Origin of the sequence: Micromonospora sp. NPDC050784 (assembly GCF_044456765.1) — a bacterium.
Lineage (GTDB): Bacteria > Actinomycetota > Actinomycetes > Mycobacteriales > Micromonosporaceae > Micromonospora > Micromonospora foliorum.
On record NZ_JBITGG010000007.1, the window covers coordinates 80,481 to 102,023 of the forward strand.

Genomic DNA, 21,543 nt, shown 5'->3' on the forward strand with positions numbered 1-21,543 from the left:
CTACGCTTCACCGACGGTGCGAGCGTCGACGGGGGACGGGGGACGGACATGATTGACACGGTCATCTTTGATGTCGGTGGGACGATTCTCGACGAGTCCCACGAGTTCGCCGCCTGGGCCGACTGGCTCGGCGTACCCCGGCACACGTTTTCGGCGGTCTTCGGTGCGGTGATCGCCCGGGGTCTGGACTATCAGGAGACGTTCCGGGTCTTCCGGCCCGACTTCGATCTCACCACCGAGCTGGAGCGTCGGACGGCTGCCGGCCAGCCGGAGTCGTTCGCCGAGGAGGATCTCTACCCGGACGCGCGAGGGTGCCTTCAGTCCCTGAAGGACCAGGGCCTGTTCGTGGGCCTGGCCGGCAACCAGCCAGCTCACGCGGAGGCGACCCTGCGCGGTCTTGACCTCCCGGTGGACGTGATCGGCACGTCGCACGGGTGGGGCGTGGCGAAGCCGTCACCGGTGTTCTTCGAGCGGGTCGTCGCCGCGGGCGGTGGTGTGGCGTCGTCGATCCTGTACGTCGGCGATCGGCCGGACAACGACGTGCGCCCGGCCCTGGAGGCGGGCATGAAGACGTGCCTGATCCGACGTGGCCCGTGGGGGCACATCCTCGACCCCTCCACCGTGGCCGAGCGGTGCCTGTTCCGGATCGACTCACTGGACGAACTCCCCGGCCTGGTCGCGAAGCACAACGCGGCCGGCGGTTGACCCGCCGACCGCGTGATCGTGCGCTCCTGGTGGCCACCCGGTAAGGGCGGCCACCAGGACCGGGGTCAGGTCAGCGAGCAGGCCGCTCCGTTGACGGTGACCAGGCCGGGGCTCGGGTTGGCGCCCCCGCCGGTTGTCGCGTTGAAGCCGAACGTCACAGTGCCGCCGGGCGCGATCTTGGCGTTGTACGACTCGTTGCGCGCGGTCACCGTCGCGCCGGACTGGGTGACCTTCGCCAGCCACGCCTCGCGTACCCGCTGGTCACCGGTGAACGCGAAGCGCACGCTCCAGCCGTTGACGGCCGTGGCGCCCGTGTTCTGGATGGTCAGCTGCCCGGTGAACCCGGTGCCGCCCTGCCAGGCGCCGTAGTTGGCGTAGCGCGCCGTGCAGGTGCTGGCCGGTACCGCGCCGGCCTCACCCTGGTCGGCGAGGAACGAGGAGATCCAGGCCAGCGCCGAGTTCCAGTTGATCGCCACCTCGTTTGTCGAGTACGAGTTGATGTCGTCGACGTAGCAGAACATCGGCTCGCAGCCGGCGAGCAGTTGCGCCACGAACGGGTCCTGGAGGGCCGCGTTCGGGCCTCCGGCGAGGGAGCCGGCGGGCGGCCGGGGCAGGTTCGGGTCGAGCTGGTGGCCGAAGATCCGACTGTGCTGGTTCTGCGCGGCGTGCTCTCCCCACCCGGTGACGTAGGAGATGTTCAGGGCGTTGCGACCGAAGATGTAATCCATGGCCTGCACGGCGCCGTCGCGGTAGGCGGGGTTGCGGGTCAGGTCGAACGCGGTGGCCAGCACCACGGCGTTGTTGATGACGTTGCTGTTGCCACCCCAGAAGTAGCTGTTGGCGTCACCGGGCATCGGCAGCCCGTACGCCTGTCGGCGCAGCTCGGCGAGGTACGTGTCGGCGGCGGCGGTGACCGAGGCGCGGACCCGAGCCAGATCGGCGGCGGGCAGCCCGTTCGGCACGGTGGCCAGGTCGAGGCGGCCCAGCGCCGCCACGCTCTGCCAGCCGAAGCCCCGTGCGTCGAACACGTTCCCGGTGTGGTGCGGTGAGGCGGTCAGGTCGGTCAGGTAGTTCTGCGCCCCGGTGGTCAGGTACAGCTCGGCAGCCGCCCAGTAGAACTCGTCGGTGACGTTGCTGTCGTCGTACGCGCCGCCGCCGGTGCCGTCGGTCGGGCTGGCGTACACCGCCGGGTGGGCCTTGGCCGCGGCGTAGGCCGTCTTCGCGGCAGTGCCGCAGCGCGTCGCGAACGCCGCGTCGTAGGGGGCGAAGAGCCGCGCGCACTGGGCGGCGGTGGCGGCGAGGTTGAGGGTGGCCGCGGTCGACGGTGGGTGCAGCTCGCGCGGCTGCGGGTCGTCCTGCGGGGCGAGGGGCAGCCCGGTCCAGTTCTGATCGTGGATCTTGTGGTGGACCATGCCGGCGAGCGGCTTGCCGGCGGGCACCTGCATGCGCAGCAGGAACTCCAGCTCCCAGCGGGCCTCGTCGAGGATGTCCGGCACCCCGTTGTCGCGCTCGGGCACCCGCAGCGTGCCGTCGGCGAGCTCGGCGCCACCGCCGGCGGTGGCCGCCGTCTTGGTCCGCTCGAAGGTGTTCAACAGCTGGTAGGTGGCGATACCGCCGTTGACCACGTACTTGCCGTGGTCGCCGGCGTCGTACCAGCCGCCACGCACGTCGAGGGAGTAGTCGCAGACACCCGGTTGGCAGGGCACGTTGGTGTCGCCCTGGTTGGGTGCGACGCCGAGGTGGCCGGCGGGTCGGGCGTACTCGTCGCCGATCAGGTCGCCGTCGATGGCGATGCCGCTGCGCTGGGCGTAGAAGAACTGCAACGAGTCGGAGCGCAGCTGGTCGTAGAGAGCGCCGGAGATGTCGAATGGGTGGCTGGTCTCGCCGTCCACGGTGAGCGTGAGCCCGGTGCCGGCGGTGCGGTAGCTGGAGAAGTCGACAGTCTGCACGTTCTGCCCGGAGGCGGCGTCGACACCGCGAGCGGTGGTGGTGCCACTGGCCACGACCGCGCCGGCGGCGCTGCGCAGCTGCCAGGGCAGCGGTTCGGTGGCCTCGGTGACGACAGTGGCGTTCTTCGGGCCACCGGGAAGGTAGCCGACCTGGTTGACGCGCACCCGCGGCCCGGTGTCCGGCTCGTAGGGCACGGGTGGCTCCCCGCCGCGCAGCGAGACGTCGTCCAGGCAGATGGTCTGCGCCTGGGCGGAACCGCCGACCTGGAAGATCAGTTGGGCGTTGGGGTTGTCGTCCGGGACGGTGAAGGTCTGCTCGACCCGCTGGGCGGTGCCGGTCGCGGTGGCGTCCACGGCCGCGTACGTCGTGTACGGGGCGCTGCCGAGCTGCAACACGGCCTTGACCGCGGCGCCGGGAGTGGCGGACACGGAGAAGCCGAGGGTGTATTCGGCGCCGGCGATCAGCGGCACGCCGTCCTGGCCGATGCCGGCGTCCCACGGGTTGGCCAGCCCGCCCGCGACCGTGGTGCAGAGCCGGCCGTCGGTGACCGCCAGCGCGCCGGTGCCGAAGGAGAACCAGGGGCTCACCCCGGCGCTGAAGTCGCCGTTGTCGATCTGCTCGGGGGCGTCCGGTGGTGGGTCGGCGTGGGCCGCGCCGGCGCCCGCGCCGGTGAGGGCCAGAGTGGTCGCCGCAGCCAACAGGAGGCGGCGTCGGGATGGCGTCACGGGGAGTCCTTCCGGGACGGAAAGTGGGACGGTGGTGGTGGCACGGTGGTGCGCGGAAACCTGGGAGCGCTCCCAGGTATCGGCTCGATGTTTCCAGTGCCGGTACGCCATGTCAATTGATCTGGTTGGATGGGTTCTGGCATTCGACAAGGGCGGTCAGCCCGACGGCGTCTCCCGTCGCGCCGCCGCCCGAACGTGAGATTGGCCGCGCCACGCGCCGTCGTCCTGATCTCCTAGAGACAACTGCGCCCTTCGCCTGGCAGGCTGCCTCCCATGACCCTGAAGCTGCGTTCCGTGGGAACGAGCGACCGTGGGCTGATCCGCAGCGGAAACCAGGACGCCCTGCACGCCGGCACCTGGCTCGTCGCCGTCGCCGACGGCATGGGCGGGATGGCCGCCGGCGACCTGGCCAGCGCCCTCACCATCGACGCGGTCGCCCCGCTGGACGTGGAGACACCCGAGGACGCCCTGGTCGCCGCGCTCGAGGGTGGCATCGCGCTGGCCACCGCCCGGATCCGACAGGCGGTCGCCGAGGATCCCGAGCGCCAGGGCATGGGCACCACGCTGACCGCCCTGCTCTTCGCCCGTACCGGCAGCTGCCTGGCGCTCGCGCACGTGGGCGACTCCCGGGCCTACCTGTTCCGCGAGGGCGTGCTCAAGCAGGTCACCCGGGACGACACGTTCGTCCAGATGTTGGTGGATCAGGGCGTGATCACCCCGGACCAGGCCAGCAGCCACCCGCGCCGTGCCGTGGTCACCCAGGCGTTGCAGGGCGAGGAGGTTTCCCCGTCGTACGCGACCATGGTGCCCCGGGCCGGCGACCGGTGGCTGCTGTGCAGCGACGGCCTCTCCAACGTGGTCCGCCCGGACACCCTCACCGAGGTGCTCAGCGGCTATCCGGACCGGGGCGCCTGCGCCGCCAAGCTGATCGACCTGGCCCTGCACGCCGGCGCGCCGGACAACGTCACCGTCGTGGTGGCCGACGTCGTCGAGGAGTAGACCGGCCCGCGGCCGACGTGGTCGGGGAGTAGACCGGCCCGCGGCCGACGTGGTCGGGGAGTAGACCGGCCCTCAGCGCCGACGTGGCGTGGCGTGCCGGGTGGGTTTCGCCGTTCCCGGATCCTCCGGCCACGGGTGCCGGGGATAGCGCCCGCGCAGCTCGGAGCGGACCTGCGGATAGCCGGTACGCCAGAACGACGCCAGGTCGGCGGTGACCGCCACCGGCCGACCGGCGGGGGAGAGCAGGTGCAGCAGCACCGGCACCCGACCGTCGGCGATGCGGGGAGCCGCCGGCCAACCGAACGTCTCCTGGAGCTTCACGGCGAGCACCGGCGCGGCCGGGTCGCTGTAGTCCAGCCGGATCCGGGAACCACTCGGCACCTCGATCCGCTCCGGGGCCAGCTCGTCGAGGCGGGCGGCCTGCGCCCAGGGCAGCAGCCGACGCAGCGCCGACGACACGTCCACCCGCGCCAGGTCGGCCCGGCGTCGGGCGGCGGCCAGCTCCGGGCCCAGCCAGCTCGGTGCGGCGTCGAGCAACGAGTCGTCGTCGACCTCCGGCCACGGACCGCCCAGGTGGTGTCGGAGGAACGCGAGCCGCTCGCGCAGCGCCCGCGCCGCCGGCGTCCAGGGCAGCAGCCCCAGCCCGTCCTGACGTAGGCCGGTCTGCAACGCGGCGGCCACCTCCGCCCGGTCCGGCCGGTCCAGCCGCCGCTGGACCAGCTCGATCGCGCCCAGCCGGGTCACCTCCCGGGCCACCACGTCCCCGTCGGACCAGCCGACCTCGCGGCCGGTGCGCAGCAACGGACCGGCCGCCTCCCGGGCCGTCGCCTCGTCCACCGGGGAGGCCCGGCGGATGCGGGCCGACGGCGCGCCGGGGGTGCGGTCCGCGACCGCGACCGCCAGCCAGTCGGACCCGGTCAGCCCCGAGCCGGCCGCCAGCTCCGCGGCGGTCCCGCCGGTCATCAGGTACGCCGAACCGCCCGGCCGCCGCACCCGGGCCAACCGTTCCGGGTACGCCAGACCGACGAGCAGCCCGGCGGCGAGGTCGTCGCTCAGCCCACCCGAGCCGGCGCGGTCCTTCGGCGGGGCGCCGGTCGGCAGCGCGGCGCGCAGCCGGCGTACCTCGGTGCGCCAGCGGGCGGTCGCGCCCGCGTCGACGCCGGTGCGCAGCCGACGCCAACCGGCGACCAGATCGTCGCCGGGGCCGGCCGCGCTCTCCTCGGCGAGCAGGGCGACCACCTCGGCGGCCCGGTCGGCTCCGACCCGGCCGGCGCCGTCGAGCAGCGCCCGGGCCAGCCGTGGGTGCGCCCCGGCGGCGGCGATCGACCGTCCCCGTGCCGTGATCCGACCGTCGGCGTCGACCGCGCCGAGGGTCTCCAGCGTCTCCCGGGCCACCGTCATCGCGGCGGCCGGCGGCGCGTCGGGCAACGCGAGCCCGACGCCGTCCGGTCGGCCCCAGGCGGCCAGCTCCAGCGCGAAGCCGGTCAGGTCGGCGGTGGCGATCTCCGGCTCGGCGCGGGCGGGCAGCCGCTCGTGGGTCGCCGCCGACCAGCAGCGGTAGACGTATCCGGGGGCCTCCCGGCCGGCCCGGCCGGCCCGCTGGGTGGCGGCGGCGCGGGAGACCGGCACGGTGACCAGCGCGCCCAGCCCACGGGCCAGGTCGATCCGGGGCACCCGGGAGAGCCCGGCGTCCACCACGATCCGCACACCCGGAACGGTCAGACTGGTCTCGGCCAGCGCGGTGGCCAGCACCACCCGCCGTCGGTCCGCGCGACGCAGGGCGGCGTCCTGCTCGGCGCCCCGTTGACGGCCGTGCAGCGGCAGCAGCGCGACCGTGTCCCGCAGGTCGTTCAGGCGGCCGGTGACCGCCGCGATCTCGCCGGCCCCGGGCAGGAAGACGAGCACGTCGCCGTCGTGCTCACGCAGCGCCCGCCGGACGGTGGCGGCCACGTGGTCGAGCAGGGCCCGGTCCACCGGCCCGGCCCCGGGCGGGGCGATCGGGCGGGCCGGGGGCACCCAGACCCGCTGCACCGGATGCAACGCCGAGTCGGCCCGTACCACCGGGGCCGGGGTGGGCCCACCCAGCAGCGCGGCGAACCGGTCGGTGTCCGGGGTCGCCGACATCGCCAGCAGCCACAGGTCGGGCCGGAGGGTGGCGCGTGCCTCCACGGTGAAGGCCAGCGCGAGGTCGGCGTCGAGTTGGCGTTCGTGACACTCGTCGAGCAGCACGGCACTCGTGCCCGGCAGCTCCGGGTCGTGGTGCAGCCGGCGGACCAGCAGGCCGGTGGTGACCACCTCGATCCGGGTGGCCGGGCCGACCAGGCGCTCGCCGCGCACCGCGTAGCCGACCCGCTCACCGACCCGTTCGCCGAGCAGCTCGGCCATCCGCCGGGCGGCGGCACGAGCCGCCACCCGGCGGGGTTGGGCGATCACCACCCGACCGGTCACCCGGTCGGCCACGGCCAGCGGCGCGAGGGTGGTCTTGCCGGTGCCCGGCGGGGCCACCAGCACACCGGCGCCGGCCGCGTCGAGTGCCGCGACCAACGCCGGCAGCACCGGACGGACCGGCAGGTCAAGGGTTACGTCGGAGAGCACGGCCCAGTCTCGCACCGGGGCGGGTGCGTCAGGAGCGACGGACCTCGCCGACGCCGAGCACGAAGGCCCGCCAGGCCACCGCGCCGAAGGCGAGCACCGGGCCGGAGCGGTCCTTGCTGTCCCGGACGGCGACCTGACCGTCGACTGTCGCGACCTCCACGCAGTTGCCGTTGCCGCTGCTGCGCGTGCTGGTGCGCCAGTCCGCTCGGGTCAGGTCGTACGCCGTCATCCGCGGTACCTCTCGTCTGCGTCGGCGTGCCGCAGAAGCGGTCACGCAAAGTTACGAGAAGCCTGCTCAAGACGGGTCATCGACGCCGTCGGATCGAGCGCCATCCGGCACAGCTCCTCGTGCAGAAGGCTATACCCGAGCACATGATCGGCATCCTCCAGAGCCAGTCCCATCGTGAGGTTATCCAGGTAAACAACGGACGCGTCGGCGGCATCGGCGAAGTTGAGGATCACGTACGGGGTGCTCATGGCCGGATGGCCGCCGGCCGCGAATGGAAGTACCTGAATTGTCACGTTGGGTAGTTGCGCGATTCGGCTCATGTGGACCAGCTGTTCGGCCATCACCGCGGTGCCGCCGACCGGGCGCAGGAGCACCGCCTCGTTGAGGATCACCGACAGGTCGACCGGGTCGTCGCGGCGCAGCACCTCCTGCCGGCGCAGTCGGGCGGCGATCTTGCGCTCCAGGCCGTCCTCGCCGGCGGTGCGCCGGAAGATCTCCCGGGCGTACGCCTCGGTCTGAAGCAGCCCGGGCACCGACTCGGCCTCGTACGTGCGCAGCGCCGCCGCCTCGGCTTCCAGCCCGACGTAGAACTCGAACCACTCGGGGAGCACGTCGCTGTAGTTCTGCCACCAGCCGCGCTGCTGTGCCCCCCGGGCGATCTCGATCAGCGCTTCGGCATCCGAACCGGTCACCTCGTACAGCGCGAGGGCGGCCCGGACGTCGCGCGGTTTGATGCCGATCTGCGCGGTCTCGATCCGGGAGAGGTTGCTCTTCGACATGTCGAGTTGGCGGGCGGCCACATCGAGGGTCATGCCCGCCCGTTCCCGGAGTTGGCGGAGCTCCCGCGCGATGCGGCGTCGCCGCACGGTCGGGCTGGCGGCGGGTCGGATGGTGGGAGTGGCGGTCACCGTCCGAGTCTGCCACGACAAGATCCGCAGGTCGCGGATGCACGGAGTGCAACTTTCAAATCTGGGAGTTGCGTTGCAGTAGCTGTCGGTGCATCCTTTCCCGGTCGCGATCACTGTGGACACACCTGTGCGGGAGGACCGTTGCTCATCGCCGACGAGTTCTTCCTGATCGCACACAACGACAGTCGCGGCAAGGCCAAACTGCACCCGGCGGCGACCGGGCTCGGGCTGGCCGGCGGGCTCCTCGGCGAGCTGATCCTTTATGGACACATCACCGTCATGGGCGGGCAGATCACCGTCATCGACCGGCGCCCGCCAGCCGATGCCCTGGCGCACACCGTGCTGGACCAGTTGGTCGGCGAGTCCCAGCACCGGGAATTGCGCACCTGGCTGAGCTTCCTGGCGCAGAGCGCGACCGCCTCGGTGGGGGAGCGGCTGGCCCGTGCCGGGGTGCTGCGCCGCCAGGAGAGCCGCCGGCTGCTGCGTACCACGGTCAGCTACCTGCCGATCGACCTCAACGCGGTGGCCTGGCCGGCCACCCGGCTGCGGGCCCTGCTGGACCGGCCGGACCCGCCCGGCGTGCCGGACGCCCTGCTGCTCGGCCTGGTCGTGGCCGCGGGGCTCACCCGCGAGGTGCTGTGGAGCGCCGGCCCCCGCGCGCACCACCGGTTGAACGTCCTCATCCCCGCGCTGCCGGCCCCCCTCAAGGAACTCGTCGGGCACACCGAGGCCGCCGTCGGCGCGGCCGTGCTGCGCGGCATCCCCTGACCCCCCCGGTAACCCCCAACCCTCCCCTCGACAACCGGAGTAGTCGTATGCCCCCGACATCGACAGTCGACCGACCCAGCAACGTCTCCGAGGCCCTGGCCCGGGGCCGTCTCGGCATCCCCTCGGTGATCTTCTTCGTCCTCTCCGCCGCCGCGCCGCTGACCGTGGTGGCCGGCGTCGTCACCACCGGCTACGGCGTCATCGGGGTGACCGGAATCCCGCTGGCCTTCCTGCTGGTCGCCGCGGTGCTCGCGCTGTTCTCGGTGGGCTACGTGGCGATGTCGCGCCGGGTGGAGAACGCCGGCGCCTTCTACGCCTACATCTCCCGTGGCCTCGGCCGACCGGCCGGCGTGGGCGCCGCCTGGGTCGCGCTGATCGCGTACAACGCGCTGCAGGTCGGGCTGTACGGCACCATCGGTGTGGCGGCCGAGCCGGTGCTCGACCGGCTCTTCGGCGGGCACCCGCACTGGGCCGTCGTGGCGCTGGTGGCGTGGGCGTTGGTCGGCCTGCTCGGCCTGCTCCGGGTCGACCTCAACGGCATGGTCCTGGCCGCGCTGCTGGTCGCCGAGATCGTGGTGGTCCTCATCTTCGACCTGGGACAGCTCGGCAACCCGGCCGACGGCCAGGTCAGCTTCGCCTCGTTCGCGCCGGACAACCTCTTCGTGCCGGGTGTCGGCGCGGTGCTGGTGCTCGCCGTCCTCGGCTTCGTCGGCTTCGAGTCGGCGGTGGTCTTCAGTGAGGAGAGCAAGGACCCGAAGCGGACCGTGCCGTTGGCCACCTACCTCTCGGTGGCGATCATCGCCGGGCTGTACGCGCTGTCGTCCTGGACCATGACCGTCGCCGTCGGGCAGGACCGGATCGTCGCCGAGGCCGGCGAGCAGAGCGTCGGGCTGATCTTCAACCTGGCCGCCGCGCAGCTCGGCGACACCGCGGTCACCATCGGGCAGGTGCTCTTCCTGACCTCGGTGCTCGCCGCGATGATCTCGTTCCACAACACCACGGCCCGCTACACGTTCGCGCTCGGTCGGGAGCGGGTGCTGCCAGCGGTGTTCGGGCAGACCTCGGCCCGTACCGGGGCGCCGCGGGCCGCCTCGGTGGCGCAGAGCGCCCTCGGGCTGCTGGTCATCCTGCTGTACGCGGTCAACGGCTGGGACCCGGTGGTCCAGCTGTTCTTCTGGGTCGGCACCACCGGCGGCTTCGGCGTCCTGCTGCTGATCGCCACCACCTCGGTGGCGGTGATCGCCTACTTCGTCCGCTCCGCCGGCGGCGAGAACCTCTGGCGACGGGCCATCGCACCCGGCCTGGCCACCATCGCGCTCTTCGTGATCATCTGGTTGGCCGTGTCGAACTTCGCCAACCTGCTCGGCGTCGCGCCGGACTCGACGCTGCGCTGGGCGCTGCCCGCCGCGTACCCGGTGGCTGCCCTGCTGGGCATCGGCTGGGCCTTGCTGCTGCGCAGCAACCGCCCGGACACGTACGCCCGGATCGGCCTGGGCGCGGCGAGCGCCGCCGCCGCCGTCAAGCCGGACGCGCCAGCCGCCGTGGAGGTGACCCGATGAGCGTGGTCATCGAGCGGCTCGGGCCTGAGGAGACCGCCCTCGTGGCCGGTCGGATCGCCGAGGCGTTCACCGTCCTGGAGGTGACGTACTGGCTGGTCCCCGACCCGAGCAAGCGGGAGGCCGTGCTGGCCGGAGACTTCGAGATCCTGGTCGGACACGCGATGCGGCACGGCCTGGTCCACGCCACCGCGGACCGGGCCTCGGTGGCGGTCTGGTTTCCGTCGGTCGGCGAACCGGCGCCGCCGCCGGCGGACTACGACGCCCGACTGGCCGCCGCCTGCGGCGAGTGGACCGACCGGTTCCAGCACCTCGACGAGCTGTTCGCGGCGAACCACCCGCACCCGGATCACCACCACCTCGCGTTCCTGGCGACCCGACCCGACCGGCAGGGGCAGGGGTTGGGTAGCGCGCTGATGCGGCACCACCACGCCTGGCTGGACGCCAACGGGATGCCGGCGTACCTGGAGGCGAGCAGCCCGCGCAGCCGGGACCTGTACGCGAAGCACGGCTACCTGGCCGGCGAGCCGTTCCGGGTGCCCGACGGCACGCCGTTCTGGCCGATGTGGCGGGAGCCGGTCGGCCACTGACGGGACCTCACCGCTACGGTCAGCGTCCGCGTTGTCACGTTGACGTGACAACGCGGACACGGAGGAGGGCCGGGTCCACGGACCCGGCCCTCCGCTCGTGAACTGGTCAGTACGTGCCGTCGAGCTGACCGCGCAGCTTGGTCAGCGCCCGGGTCAGCAGCCGCGAGACGTGCATCTGCGAGACGCCGATCTGGTCGGCGATCTGCGACTGGGTCAGGTTGCCGTAGAAGCGCAGCGTGAGGATCTTCTGCTCGCGCTCGTCGAGGGTGGCCAGCGCCGGGCCGAGGGCGACCCGCAGCTCAGCCAGCTCGAACTCGCTGTCCTCGCCGCCGAGCATGTCGCCCAGCTCGGTGGCGCGCTCGCCGTCGCCGGTCGGGGTGGACAGCGACACCGCGTTGTACGCGCGGGCGCCCTCCAGGCCCTCCAGCACCTCTTCCTCGGTGAGCTTGAGGTGCGCGGCGATGTCGGCGACGGTCGGCGAGCGGCCGAGGGTCTGCAGGAGCGAGCTGTTGGCGTCGGAGATGGCCAGCCGCAGCTCCTGGAGCCGACGGGGCACCCGGATGTCCCAGGTGCGGTCCCGGAAGTGCCGCTTGAGCTCGCCGATGATGGTGGGGATCGCGTAACCGGCGAAGTCGACGCCACGCTCGGGGTCGAACTTGTCGATGGCCTTGATCAGGCCGATCGCGGCGGTCTGCGCCAGGTCGTCGTTCGGCTCGCCGCGCCCGCTGTAGCGGTGGGCGAGGTGGTTGGCGAGAGGCAGCCAGGCCTCGATCGCCCGGTCTCGCAGCGCGGCGCGCGACGGGTGGTTGGCGGGCAGCGCCGCCATGGCGTTGAGCAGGTCGGCGGCGCTGTCGGTGAGAGCGCGCGGGTCGAGCTTGGTGCTGGTCTTCACGGCGGCGCTCGGCTGCTCGGTGATCGTTGGCGCGGTCATGGGTGGTCCTCCCTGCACCTCGTCCGCGGACAAAAAGACGTGACGCTTTGGTTTAGCTTCCAATGGGCCGTTCGGGAGTCACCTTAACCTGATCGTCTCCCAGAAATCTAGCCGAAAGGTTGATGTACTTAAGGCGTGTTCAATAACAAAACGGGCAAATGACGCAGCAGTCGGGGTGGCTGTGAGGATCCCTACCCGTTGTTCCGGCCGTAACCGCCGCTGCCCGGTCGGCCGACCGGTTCGGCCGATCGGTCCACGGGTCGCGTCGAGTGGTCAACATGAAATCCGACAAGTCGCCAGGAGTGTCGACTATCCGTCCTTGTCCCGCTGGCGGGACCGGCCGTAGCGTCGCGTGTACACACCCGGTTCGGAGGCACCGTGCTCGATCCAGCCGCTCCCCAGCTCGTCGTGAACAGTCGCACCCTCTACTTCAGCTGGCTGCCGGCAGATCCCGACGCGGTCGCTGCGCTGGTCCCTCCTGGGCTCTCCCCCCGCCCCGACCGGCAGGTCTTCCTCAACCAGTACGTCGTCGACGACGAGACGCAGACCTCCGGCTTCGGCGCGTACTCGCTGACCTACCTCGGCGTCTCGCTGGTGGGCGTCGACGCGCCCGGCGGCCTCAACGCGGGCGGCTGGTGGACCCACTACGTGGCCTCCAGCCGCCGGGTTCGTGAGTACGCCGTCGCCCGCGGCGCCCCGGTGCTCGCCGGGCGCACCCGGATCGACGTGACCGGCGAGGATCTGCTTTCCGAGACGGAGATCGACGGCACACCGCTGATCCGGGCACGGTGTCGCGTGGGGGAGACCGGGCACGTGATCAGCAGCGGGCACCACCGCTACTTCACCAGGCGCGACGGCCAACTGCTCAGCTCGGCCTACCCGTTCGTCGCCGAGCCGGTCGCCCCGTTCGAGATCGAGTCGGTGGAGTTCCTCCAGCCCGGCCACCCGTTGTACGCGCTGCGCCCGGCCAACCCGCTGACCATCGGCTTCGGCTACTACTCACCGCGCTCGTCGTTCGCCTACCCCGGCGGGCTGAGCGTGCACGCGGTCGCCGCGCCGGAGCCGGCCCGGCCGCTCTACCAGGTGCCGGCCAGTCTCGCCCGCAGCGGCCTGCCGTCCGGGTCGTAGACCAGCCGGTACACCGGCAGCGCCCAGGCCCGGGTGTACCACGGCAGCCGCTCGGGGCGGTGCGGGCGCAGCCGCCCGGGCGGCCGGTCTCCCACCTGACCGTCGTCGTACCACTGCTGGAGCGCGTCGGCGGCGGCCGTGACGGCCGCGACGGCGTCCGCCGGGTCCAGCAGGTCGGCGTCGTCGGCGCCGTCCGGGTCACGGTCCAGGTGCTCGCGCCACAGCCGCAGTCGCAGGTCCCGGGCGAAGGTCCGCGCGCCGTCGCCCCGCCCAGCGGGGTCGGTGGGCTCCCGCTGGTCCAGGGTGTCGTCGAGCACCGCGCAGGACAACTCGCTGTCGTGGGTCCAGGACCGCCGGTTGAAGTTGTCGCTGCCCACACTGGCCCAGACGTCGTCGACCACGCAGACCTTGGCGTGCACGTAGACCGGGGTTCCAGCGTGGTTCTCCACGTCGAACACGTGCACCCGGTCCGGTGCGGCCCGCTCACACAGTGACAGCGCCTGCTCGCGCCCGACCATGTTCGGTGGCAACGCCAGCTTGCCGTCCACGTCCGGGTGGCGGGGGACGACGGCGATCAGGTGCAGGTCCGGGTTGTCCCGCAGCGCGTGCGCGAACAGGTCCGCTACCTCGGCCGACCAGAGGTACTGGTCCTCCAGGTAGATGAGCCGGCGGGCACGGCGTACCGCCTTGGTGTAGCCCCGGGCCACGGTCCGCTCCCCGTTCGGTGCGAACGAGTAGCGGGGACGGACGGCGGGGTAGGTGCGCAGCACCTGGATCCGGTGCCGACCGCAGGGCGGCGGGTCGGCCGGTTGCTCGGGCAGCGGGTCGGGGCGCAGGTCCGAGCCGCGCAGCCGATCCCGCAGGTAGGCCATCGGGTTCTCCGAGTCCAGTGGCATCGGGTCGGTCCAGCGTTCCCGGAACAGGGTGTCCAACGCGCCGACCACCGGACCGCGCACCGAGAGCTGCACGTCGTGCCAGGGCGGATTCGGTCCGTACCGGGGGGACATCTGCACCGGCTGCGGGTCGCCGTGGTGCGCGGCGTCATCCCGTCGGCTGTGGCACAGGTCGATCCCACCGGCGAAGGCGACGTCCCGCTCGGGCGCGCCCAGGTGCCGCAGCACCACGAGCTTCTGATGGTGCGAGCCGCCGCGCCGGACCCGTTGGTCCAGCAGCACCTCGCCACCGGCGGCCGAGACCGTCTCGCTGAGGTCGCGGTTCTCCGCCTCGCTGTACGCCAGGACGTCGAGGTGCGAGCGCCAGATCAACCCCTTGACCACGACACCGCGCTGCGCGGCCTGCGCGAAGAGCTGGGCCACGGTCGGACCGTCCGGGCGCAGCCGCTGGTCCGGGTCGCCCCGCCAGTCGGTGAAGAACAGGTGGTCGCCGGGGCCCAGGGCCTCGACCTCGTCGACCAGGCGGTCGAAGTACGCGGCACCGTGAATCAACGGCTCGGCGAGGTTTCCCGTGGTCCAGACGGGTATGCCAGACACCGGGTTGGCGCGTTCCTCTGCGGTGAGAAACCAGTCCTGCAATGGCACCGTCCAGCCCCCCTGGAGGTCGGCAACGTCCTCACGGTAGGACCCCCGACGCGGGTCCGCACGCCAGGCCGGCAGACCGGTGACCTGGCCAACGCCATCGGAAGCGACGCGACAACAGCCGAGGAGGCCACACCATGCCCCGCGACACGACGAACCCCGTGACCGAGCACCGCGAGCCGGCGGTGGAGAGCGAACGGGGGGCGCTGGTAGCGGTGTTGGTGATGGTGATTCTGGGAGTTGCCGGTATTTTTGCGGTCTCCTGAGGCGGCGCCGACGCCCCCGGTGTGAACCGGAGGCGTCGGCGCCGATCTCAGCGGTCGACCGTGGTCAGGGCCGGGTGCCCTGGCCGCCGGTGTGCGGGAGCCGCTCGGTGGGGATCACGCCGAGACGGCCGGCCTGGAAGTCCTCGAATGCCTTGAGCAGTTCGTCCCGGGTGTTCATCACGAACGGGCCGTACTGTGCCACCGGCTCCCGGATCGGCTGACCACCCATGATGTAGAGGTCCAGCGCCGGGGTGTTGCTGTCCTGTGCCGTGTCGGCGCTGAACCGCAACGCGTCGCCCGCGCCGTGCACCGCGAGCTGACCGGTACGCACCGGCCGCCGGTCGGTGCCGACCGTCCCGCGACCGCCGAGCACGTACACCAGGGCGTTGAAGTCGGGCCGCCAGGGCAGGTCGACCTGTGCGCCCGGCTGCACGGTGACGTGCGTGATGGTGATCGGCGTGAAGGTCGAACCCGGGCCGCGGTGCCCGGCGACCTCGCCGGCGATGACCCGGATCAGCGCGCCGCCGTCGGGCGTGGTGAGCAGCGCCGACTCCCGACCCCGGATGTCCTGGTAGCGGGGCGGGTTCATCTTGGCCGAGCGGGGCAGGTTGACCCACAGTTGGGTGCCGTGGAAGAGCCCGCCGCTCACCACCAGGTGCTCCGGCGGCGCCTCGATGTGCAGCAGGCCGCTGCCCGCCGTCATCCACTGGGTGTCGCCGTCGGTGATGGTGCCCCCACCGCCGTTGGAGTCCTGGTGGTCGAAGACGCCGTCGATGATGTACGTGACGGTCTCGAAGCCGCGGTGCGGGTGCCACGGGGTGCCCTTTGGCTCCCCCGGCGCGTAGTCGACCTCGCCCATCTGGTCGAGGTGGATGAACGGGTCCAGGTCGGTGGTCGACACCCCGGCGAAGGCGCGACGGACCGGGAAGCCCTCACCCTCGAAGCCGCTGGGCGCCGTGGTCACCGTACGGACCGGGCGGATCGTGGTGGCCTCGTCGAGTCGAGGCAGGCGGGGCAGGACGAGAACGTTGTCGACGGTGATCGCGGGCATGTCGAGGGCTCCTAACGGGGGGCAGGGGTGGTCGAGCTGACCCGCGATGCCCGCAGGCGCTCGCCGAGCCGGTCGAAGACCCGGGTGAGACAGGCGACCTCGGCATCGTCGAGGTCGTCCATCAGGTGGGTACGCACCGACGCCAGATGGTGGGGTGCGGCTTCCCGCAGGGCGAGCAGCCCGGCGGCGGTGAGCACCGCCTCGCTGCCGCGCCGGTCGTCCGGGCAGGGCTCCTTGCTGACCAGGCCACGGCGCTGCATGGAGGAGACCTGGTACGTGAGGCGGCTGGGCGAGAAGATCAACCGGCTGGCCAGCTCGCCCATCCGCAGCCGCTGCCCCGGCGCCTCGGAGAGCAGGACCAGCACGTGGTAGTCGGCGAAGCTGAGGCCGCTGTCGACCCGCAGGTCCTCTTCCAACTGGGTGTAGAGACGCTGGCTGGCCTCGATGTAGGCGCGCCAGGCGGCCTCTCGGGTGCTGTCCAGGCTCTCGGTCATGACACGACGATAGCACTGTTTCAAAACTTAACTACTGCTGTTGAGCGTCGCCTGGGTCACTCCTAGGCGCCCTGGCGGGAAGATCGTGCAGCTTTGAAGAAAACCTGCGGTAATCCGGCGGCGTGGAGGTGGCGGTTGTGCGAGACTCCGGCCTCGTGGAACACGTGGAACTCGCCGCCGCCGACCTGTTGCTGCGCCCGTGGCGAGACGAGGACGCCCCGGCGGTGCGCGACGCCCTGCGCGACCCGGCGATCGCCCAGTGGAACCCGCAGGGCGGCGGTCCGATCGACGACGAGGTCGCCCTGCTCTGGGTCCGCCGCCGGGCCGACTGGTCAGCCGGCGACCACGCCTCGATGGCGGTCACCTCGGCGGCCGACGGCAAACTGCTGGGCTCGGTGTCGCTGCACCACATCCACCACGGCGACGCGTCCATCGGCTACTGGACGGTGCCCGCGGCCCGGGGGCGTCAGGTGGCGGTGCGCGCGGTCGTCCGGCTCACCGACTGGGCGTTCGCGGAACTCGGGCTGCACCGGGTGGAGCTGTGTCACGCGGTGGCCAACCCGGCGTCCTGCCGGGTCGCCGACCGCGCCGGCTACCCGGCCGAGGGAACCCTGCGCGAGTCGTACCGGTACGGCGACGGCCGCCGCTACGACGAGCACCTGCACGCCCGCCTGGCCACCGACCGCTAGGCGCGGGCCGGGGTCCGAACACGCTTCGGCCCCGGCCGCGCCCGGTCGCCTCGAACCGTCACTCGGTGACCTTGCGCAGGAAGGTCGCGAGGGCGGTCCGGACGCGGTCGATCCGCTCCGGCAGGGGCAGTGGCTCGGGCGCGGGGGGCCCGGCGTGCTTCTTCCCCCGCAGGTACAGCGAGCAGGCCAGGTCGGAGCAGAGGTACGTGCCCACGGAATCGCCCTGCCGTCCGCTCGGACCGGCCTTGGGGGCGGTCATCAACGAGACGCCACCGCCGAGGTGCGTGGTCAGGCAGAACGAGCACATGCTGTGCCGCACGCGCCCCGTCTGGTGCGTCGCGGCCCGCAGCACCACCCCGGCCAGCTTGCCGTCGGTCTCGGCGACCAGGTAGGCCCGCTGCGGCGCGGAGGGATCCCGCCAGCCGAGGAAGTCGAGGTCGTCCCAGGGTCGCATTTCAAGATCGTTCGGTACGGCCAGCCGCTTCGCCTCGCCCCGGCTGCAGTTGACGAAGGACGCGCGGATGACGGATTCGGTCAGGACCAACATAGGTAGTAGCCTAGCTCCACTAGGCAAACCATTAACGTAGCTAGGTTTGGAGTGTGGTGGATGGCACGCGCAGGGGTGACCGTCGAACGCCTGACCCTGGCCGGGGCCGAGCTGGCCGACGAGGTGGGCGTGGAGAACGTGACAGTTGCCGCGCTCGCGCGCCGTTTCGGGGTGAAGGACGCGAGTCTGTACTTCCACCTCAAGAACGCCCACGACCTGCGGGTCAGGATCGCTCTGCTGGCGCTGGCCGAGCTGGCCGACCGGGTCGCCGCCGCGCTCGCCGGCCGGGCCGGCAAGGACGCGCTGGTGGCCTTCGCCAACGCGTACCGCGACTACGCGCGGGAGCACCCGGGCCGCTACGCGGCCATGCAGATCGACCTCGACCCGGAGACCGCCGCGACGAGCGCGGGCGTCCGACACGCCGAGATGACCCGGGCGATCCTGCGCGGCTACCGGCTCTCCGAGCCCGACCAGACCGACGCGGTGCGGATGATGCACAGCACGTTCCACGGCTTCGTGAGCCTGGAGAAGACCGGTGGCTTCCGGCACACCCCACGCCCCACCGACGACTCGTGGTCGCGCACCCTGGACGCCCTCGACGCCGTCCTCACCAACTGGCCGTCGCGCTGAGGTGCCGCAGCGCCGCGGCATAGGCTCTGTGGCGTGGATGATCTGGAGCTGGCCGACTGGCGGGAGCGGATCGCCCGGCTGTACCTGTCCGACGTCGACCTCGCCGGCTTCCGCGCCGGACGCGACGAACTCTTCGCCAGCCACCCGCAGAGCCCGATCCCCGTGGCGGAGCGACAGGACTTCACCGGAGTGCGCTACTTCCCACCCAATCCCGAGGCCGTGGTCGAGGCGCCCCTGCGGCCGGCCAGCGGAGAGTTGCGCATCGACACCGGCGGCCCGGACGGGGTGATCGCGTACCGGCGGGTGGCGGTTGCCGAGACGTCATGGGGGCCGCTGACCCTGTGGTGGATCGAGGCGTACGGGGGTGGGCTGTTCGTGCCGCTGCGCGACGGCACCTGCGGGCGGGAGAGCTACGGCGGAGGGCGGTACCTCACCGACACGGTGAAGGGCACCTTCGGTCGGGGTGTCGAGCTGCTGCCCGGCGACCGGGTCCGGCTGGACGCCAACTACCTCTACAACCCGAGCTGCGCCTACGACGACCGCTGGGCCTGCCCGCTGGCACCACCGGAGAACCGGGTCGACGTGCCGCTGCGCGCCGGCGAGCTGGCGTACCACGACTGAACGGCCGTCCCGGCGTGGTGCCGGGACGGCCGGTCGGTCGTCGCTCAGCGGGCGTTCGTCGCCGAGCTGGGCATCTGCATCCGACCGAGCAGCTGTCGCGCCTGGTCGGCGAGCTGAGCGTCGACGATCACCGCGTACTGGCCGGCGCGCAGTGAGCTGGCCGACGTGAAGTCGCGCTGGCCGCCCGTCATCGCGTGCGCGACCGCGCCGAACACGGCACCCCAGATCGCACCGATCACCAGTCCGACCAGGATCACCGCCAGCCAGTTGCCGACGGTGAAGATGCCGAACAACAGGCCGATGAAGAGCCCGAACCAGGCGCCCGTGCCGGCGCCGAGCAGGCCGGCTCGACCGGTGGTCATCCGCCCGAGCACCGTCTCCACCAGGGTGAGGTTGGTGCCGACGATGGCGCTGTGCTCCACCGGAAAACGGTTGTCGGCCAGGTAGTCGACGACCCGCTGCGCGGTCGGATAGTCCGGGTACGAGCCGATCGTCACGGTCGGCGGGCCGCTCTCCGGCCCGTGGCCGTCCCCGGCCGGTGTCGACAGGCGGCCGGCCGGCCCGGATGGAAGCAGGTCGCCACCCTGTGTGCCGGACCGCCAGGCGGCGGTCGGCCCCGAAGCTGACGTCATGAGCATCCTCCCTCGTCAGCTGCGGGGGTTCCCCTCCAGGCCGGGCGGTAACGCGGTGTCCACCGTCGGACAGCAGGGGCATGGGTGCGGACTGCCCGGGTAGCCAGTCAGGTGGAGAGCGGACAGATCAGCGACTACGGGTTCCTCGCCGACAGCCGCAGCGCGGCGCTGGTGGACGCCTCGGGCTCGGTGAACTGGTGGTGCCCGGGCCGGTTCGACGCCCCGTCGGTGTTTGGGCGGCTGCTCGACGACAACGCCGGGCACTGGTCGATCCGACCGGAGGGCGACTACCGCGTCGAACGCTGCTACCTCGACGACACCCTGGTGCTGCGGACGGTCTTCCACACCGCGCAGGGGGAGGTCGCGCTGACCGACGCGCTCGCCTTCGAGCCCGGCTCGCGTGGTCACGACATCGGCCTGCACTCGCCGCAGGTGCTGGTCCGTTCGGTGGAGGGGCTGTCCGGTTCGGTGCCGATGCGGGTGCACTACCGACCGCGCTTCGAGTACGGCCGCACCATCGCCTACCTGATCGAGCGGGAGGACATGCTGGAGGCCATCGCCGGGGCCGCCCGACTCACCCTGCGCGGCAGCGAGCGGTTGACCGCCGGCGACGGCGAGGCCACCGGGACGTTCACCGCCCGCGCCGGCTCGAGACACAACTTCACCCTCGGGTACGCCCCGACCTACGACGCTCCGCTGCCCGAGGTGCCGGACGCCGACCAGACCATCGCCGACACCGTCGCCGGCTGGCGTTCCTGGACGGCCGAGCACCCGTACGACGGGCTCTACGCCGAGGAGGTGCGGCGCAGCCGGCTGGTGGTGCAGGGCATGACGTACCGGCCCAGCGGTGCGGTGGTGGCCTCGGTGACCACCTCGCTGCCGGAGGAACTCGGCGGGAACCGCAACTACGACTACCGCTACGTCTGGGTGCGCGACTTCAGCCTGACCCTGCGGGCGCTGTGGCGGTCGGCGTGCCTGGACGAGGTGCAGCGGCAGTTCGCCTGGTTGGGTCGGGCGATGGGCCGCGTCGACGACAGGCCGGTACCCATCATGTACGGGGTGCTGGGGGAGCGGGACCTCACCGAGCATCGGCTGGAACAGCTCGGCGGGTACCGCGACAGCCCACCGGTGGTGATCGGCAACGATGCGTGGCAGCAGCGGCAGACCGACATCTTCGGCGAGGCGATGGATGCCGCCTGGTTGATGCGCGACAAGCTGGAGCCGCTGGGCATTGAGGTGCAGCACGTTCTCCGGGTGCTCGCCGACCAGGCCGAGCGGGACTGGGCGTTGCCCGACGCGGGCATGTGGGAGGAGCGCGGCACCCAGCACCACCACGTGTCCTCGAAGGTGCAGTGCTGGGTCGCCCTGGATCGGGCGGTCCGCTTCGGTGACAAGCTCGGCGAGCCGCAGGACGTGGCCCGCTGGGCGGCTGCCCGCGACGCGGTACGCGCGGAGGTGCTCGAGCGGGGCTGGAACGAGCGGCTCCAGTCGTACACCGGGAGTTTCGAATCCGACGACCTGGACGCCTCGGTGTTGGTGATGCCGCTGGTCGGATTCCTGCGGGCCGACGATCCGCGGATGCGCTCGACGATCCGCGCGGTGGAGCAGCGGCTCTCCCACGACGGCCTGCTGCGGCGCTGGGACGGCGACCCGGCGGGGTTTCTCATCTGCTCGTTCTGGCTGGTGTGTTGCCTGGCGCTGGCCGGTGAGCGGGATCGGGCGCACGAGCTGTTCCGGGGGTTGGCGGAGCGGGTCAACGACCTCGGCCTGTTCGCCGAGCAGATCGACCCGCTGACCGGGGAGCAGTTGGGCAACTTCCCCCAGGCGTTCTCCCACATCGGCCTGATCAACGCCGCCGGTGTGCTGACCGACGTCGAGCGGGACCCGACGCTGCGGCAGTGCGGGATGCCCCCGGCGTACTTCTCTCCGGTGCGCCGCTGAGCCGGACTTTCGCGGAGATCGTGACAACTTTCTATCTGTTGACGCGAAGTTCT

At 72.0% G+C, this 21,543-nt stretch carries 21 protein-coding genes; 11 read left to right on the forward strand and 10 right to left on the reverse strand.

All coding sequences use genetic code 11. From position 1 onward, the window contains the following. The first annotated feature begins 48 nt into the window (after positions 1-48). On the forward strand, positions 49-705 hold the full coding sequence (locus ACIBD9_RS11780) for an HAD family hydrolase (protein WP_396716823.1): 657 nt from the start codon (positions 49-51) through the stop codon (positions 703-705). Between the two features lie 65 nt (positions 706-770). Here ACIBD9_RS11780 and ACIBD9_RS11785 read toward each other — a convergent pair whose 3' ends face one another. Further along, on the reverse strand, positions 771-3,380 hold the full coding sequence (locus tag ACIBD9_RS11785; protein WP_396716825.1) for a glycoside hydrolase family 9 protein: 2,610 nt from the start codon (positions 3,378-3,380) through the stop codon (positions 771-773). A 273-nt stretch (positions 3,381-3,653) separates the two neighbouring features. Here ACIBD9_RS11785 and ACIBD9_RS11790 point away from each other — a divergent pair, with 273 nt between their 5' ends. Continuing rightward, complete coding sequence (locus ACIBD9_RS11790; protein WP_396716827.1) at positions 3,654-4,379, forward strand: PP2C family protein-serine/threonine phosphatase; 726 nt, start codon at positions 3,654-3,656, stop codon at positions 4,377-4,379. Between the two features lie 72 nt (positions 4,380-4,451). Here ACIBD9_RS11790 and hrpB read toward each other — a convergent pair whose 3' ends face one another. Genes hrpB through ACIBD9_RS11805 form a run of 3 tightly spaced genes read right to left on the reverse strand, consistent with a single transcriptional unit; the run spans position 4,452 to position 8,069 of the window. Next, on the reverse strand, positions 4,452-6,974 hold the full coding sequence (gene hrpB / locus ACIBD9_RS11795) for an ATP-dependent helicase HrpB (protein WP_396716829.1): 2,523 nt from the start codon (positions 6,972-6,974) through the stop codon (positions 4,452-4,454). Between the two features lie 28 nt (positions 6,975-7,002). Next, the gene (locus tag ACIBD9_RS11800) at positions 7,003-7,203 is read right to left on the reverse strand and encodes a DUF397 domain-containing protein (RefSeq protein ID WP_334509191.1); all 201 of its coding nucleotides are present in this window, start codon (positions 7,201-7,203) and stop codon (positions 7,003-7,005) included. Between the two features lie 41 nt (positions 7,204-7,244). Then, the gene (locus ACIBD9_RS11805) at positions 7,245-8,069 is read right to left on the reverse strand and encodes a helix-turn-helix domain-containing protein (RefSeq protein WP_396717175.1); all 825 of its coding nucleotides are present in this window, start codon (positions 8,067-8,069) and stop codon (positions 7,245-7,247) included. Between the two features lie 183 nt (positions 8,070-8,252). Here ACIBD9_RS11805 and ACIBD9_RS11810 point away from each other — a divergent pair, with 183 nt between their 5' ends. Genes ACIBD9_RS11810 through ACIBD9_RS11820 form a run of 3 tightly spaced genes read left to right on the forward strand, consistent with a single transcriptional unit; the run spans position 8,253 to position 11,025 of the window. Continuing rightward, the gene (locus ACIBD9_RS11810) at positions 8,253-8,879 is read left to right on the forward strand and encodes a GPP34 family phosphoprotein (RefSeq protein WP_396716831.1); all 627 of its coding nucleotides are present in this window, start codon (positions 8,253-8,255) and stop codon (positions 8,877-8,879) included. A gap of 47 nt (positions 8,880-8,926) precedes the next feature. Then, a complete protein-coding gene (locus ACIBD9_RS11815) occupies positions 8,927-10,438 on the forward strand; it encodes an APC family permease (protein WP_396716833.1) in 1,512 nt (503 codons plus the stop codon). Next, positions 10,435-11,025, forward strand: a complete 591-nt coding sequence (locus tag ACIBD9_RS11820; RefSeq protein WP_387175593.1) for a GNAT family N-acetyltransferase — start codon at positions 10,435-10,437, stop codon at positions 11,023-11,025. The genes ACIBD9_RS11815 and ACIBD9_RS11820 overlap by 4 nt, the downstream gene beginning before the upstream one ends. 106 nt (positions 11,026-11,131) lie before the next feature. Here ACIBD9_RS11820 and ACIBD9_RS11825 read toward each other — a convergent pair whose 3' ends face one another. Beyond that, a complete protein-coding gene (locus ACIBD9_RS11825) occupies positions 11,132-11,956 on the reverse strand; it encodes a SigB/SigF/SigG family RNA polymerase sigma factor (RefSeq protein ID WP_387175591.1) in 825 nt (274 codons plus the stop codon). 378 nt (positions 11,957-12,334) lie between these two features. Here ACIBD9_RS11825 and ACIBD9_RS11830 point away from each other — a divergent pair, with 378 nt between their 5' ends. Beyond that, complete coding sequence (locus tag ACIBD9_RS11830; RefSeq protein WP_396716836.1) at positions 12,335-13,084, forward strand: hypothetical protein; 750 nt, start codon at positions 12,335-12,337, stop codon at positions 13,082-13,084. Here the strand turns inward: ACIBD9_RS11830 and ACIBD9_RS11835 are convergent. Then, complete coding sequence (locus tag ACIBD9_RS11835; protein ID WP_396716838.1) at positions 13,033-14,622, reverse strand: phospholipase D family protein; 1,590 nt, start codon at positions 14,620-14,622, stop codon at positions 13,033-13,035. The genes ACIBD9_RS11830 and ACIBD9_RS11835 overlap by 52 nt on opposite strands. A gap of 134 nt (positions 14,623-14,756) precedes the next feature. On the opposite strand from ACIBD9_RS11835, the gene ACIBD9_RS11840 reads away from it, so the two are divergent. Continuing rightward, positions 14,757-14,885 (forward strand): hypothetical protein, encoded by a 129-nt coding sequence (locus ACIBD9_RS11840; RefSeq protein ID WP_274528164.1) that lies wholly within the window; start codon positions 14,757-14,759, stop codon positions 14,883-14,885. Between the two features lie 64 nt (positions 14,886-14,949). Here the strand turns inward: ACIBD9_RS11840 and ACIBD9_RS11845 are convergent, their stop codons facing one another. Further along, the gene (locus tag ACIBD9_RS11845) at positions 14,950-15,936 is read right to left on the reverse strand and encodes a pirin family protein (protein WP_396716840.1); all 987 of its coding nucleotides are present in this window, start codon (positions 15,934-15,936) and stop codon (positions 14,950-14,952) included. Positions 15,937-15,947: 11 nt separating this feature from the next. Then, on the reverse strand, positions 15,948-16,430 hold the full coding sequence (locus ACIBD9_RS11850; protein WP_238662302.1) for a MarR family winged helix-turn-helix transcriptional regulator: 483 nt from the start codon (positions 16,428-16,430) through the stop codon (positions 15,948-15,950). Positions 16,431-16,585: 155 nt separating this feature from the next. Here ACIBD9_RS11850 and ACIBD9_RS11855 point away from each other — a divergent pair, with 155 nt between their 5' ends. Further along, entirely contained in the window at positions 16,586-17,119 is a 534-nt protein-coding gene (locus ACIBD9_RS11855; RefSeq protein WP_396716842.1) for a GNAT family N-acetyltransferase, read from the forward strand. A gap of 58 nt (positions 17,120-17,177) precedes the next feature. Here the strand turns inward: ACIBD9_RS11855 and ACIBD9_RS11860 are convergent, their stop codons facing one another. Continuing rightward, positions 17,178-17,666 (reverse strand): FBP domain-containing protein, encoded by a 489-nt coding sequence (locus ACIBD9_RS11860; RefSeq protein WP_396716844.1) that lies wholly within the window; start codon positions 17,664-17,666, stop codon positions 17,178-17,180. Positions 17,667-17,726: 60 nt separating this feature from the next. On the opposite strand from ACIBD9_RS11860, the gene ACIBD9_RS11865 reads away from it, so the two are divergent. Together ACIBD9_RS11865 and ACIBD9_RS11870 are read left to right on the forward strand one after the other, a co-directional pair. Then, complete coding sequence (locus ACIBD9_RS11865; protein WP_387175576.1) at positions 17,727-18,296, forward strand: TetR/AcrR family transcriptional regulator; 570 nt, start codon at positions 17,727-17,729, stop codon at positions 18,294-18,296. Positions 18,297-18,329: 33 nt separating this feature from the next. Beyond that, positions 18,330-18,917, forward strand: coding sequence for a DUF1684 domain-containing protein (locus ACIBD9_RS11870; RefSeq protein WP_396716846.1), 588 nt, complete (start codon positions 18,330-18,332; stop codon positions 18,915-18,917). Positions 18,918-18,961: 44 nt separating this feature from the next. On the opposite strand, the gene ACIBD9_RS11875 is transcribed toward ACIBD9_RS11870, so the two are convergent. After that, positions 18,962-19,549: a general stress protein gene (locus ACIBD9_RS11875; RefSeq protein ID WP_396716848.1), complete on the reverse strand. Its 588-nt coding sequence runs from the start codon at positions 19,547-19,549 to the stop codon at positions 18,962-18,964. A gap of 111 nt (positions 19,550-19,660) precedes the next feature. On the opposite strand from ACIBD9_RS11875, the gene ACIBD9_RS11880 reads away from it, so the two are divergent. Beyond that, the gene (locus tag ACIBD9_RS11880; RefSeq protein ID WP_396717177.1) at positions 19,661-21,490 is read left to right on the forward strand and encodes a glycoside hydrolase family 15 protein; all 1,830 of its coding nucleotides are present in this window, start codon (positions 19,661-19,663) and stop codon (positions 21,488-21,490) included. Positions 21,491-21,543 lie beyond the last annotated feature (53 nt).

Coding starts and splice junctions, on each gene's coding strand:
- ACIBD9_RS11780 (WP_396716823.1), top strand. CDS start 49: ATGATTGACACGGTCATCTTTGATGTCGGTGGGACGATTCTCGACGAG.
- ACIBD9_RS11790 (WP_396716827.1), top strand. CDS start 3,654: ATGACCCTGAAGCTGCGTTCCGTGGGAACGAGCGACCGTGGGCTGATC.
- ACIBD9_RS11800 (WP_334509191.1), bottom strand. CDS start 7,203: ATGACGGCGTACGACCTGACCCGAGCGGACTGGCGCACCAGCACGCGC.
- ACIBD9_RS11815 (WP_396716833.1), top strand. CDS start 8,927: ATGCCCCCGACATCGACAGTCGACCGACCCAGCAACGTCTCCGAGGCC.
- ACIBD9_RS11820 (WP_387175593.1), top strand. CDS start 10,435: ATGAGCGTGGTCATCGAGCGGCTCGGGCCTGAGGAGACCGCCCTCGTG.
- ACIBD9_RS11825 (WP_387175591.1), bottom strand. CDS start 11,956: ATGACCGCGCCAACGATCACCGAGCAGCCGAGCGCCGCCGTGAAGACC.
- ACIBD9_RS11840 (WP_274528164.1), top strand. CDS start 14,757: ATGCCCCGCGACACGACGAACCCCGTGACCGAGCACCGCGAGCCGGCG.
- ACIBD9_RS11845 (WP_396716840.1), bottom strand. CDS start 15,936: ATGCCCGCGATCACCGTCGACAACGTTCTCGTCCTGCCCCGCCTGCCT.
- ACIBD9_RS11850 (WP_238662302.1), bottom strand. CDS start 16,430: ATGACCGAGAGCCTGGACAGCACCCGAGAGGCCGCCTGGCGCGCCTAC.
- ACIBD9_RS11860 (WP_396716844.1), bottom strand. CDS start 17,666: ATGTTGGTCCTGACCGAATCCGTCATCCGCGCGTCCTTCGTCAACTGC.
- ACIBD9_RS11865 (WP_387175576.1), top strand. CDS start 17,727: ATGGCACGCGCAGGGGTGACCGTCGAACGCCTGACCCTGGCCGGGGCC.
- ACIBD9_RS11875 (WP_396716848.1), bottom strand. CDS start 19,549: ATGACGTCAGCTTCGGGGCCGACCGCCGCCTGGCGGTCCGGCACACAG.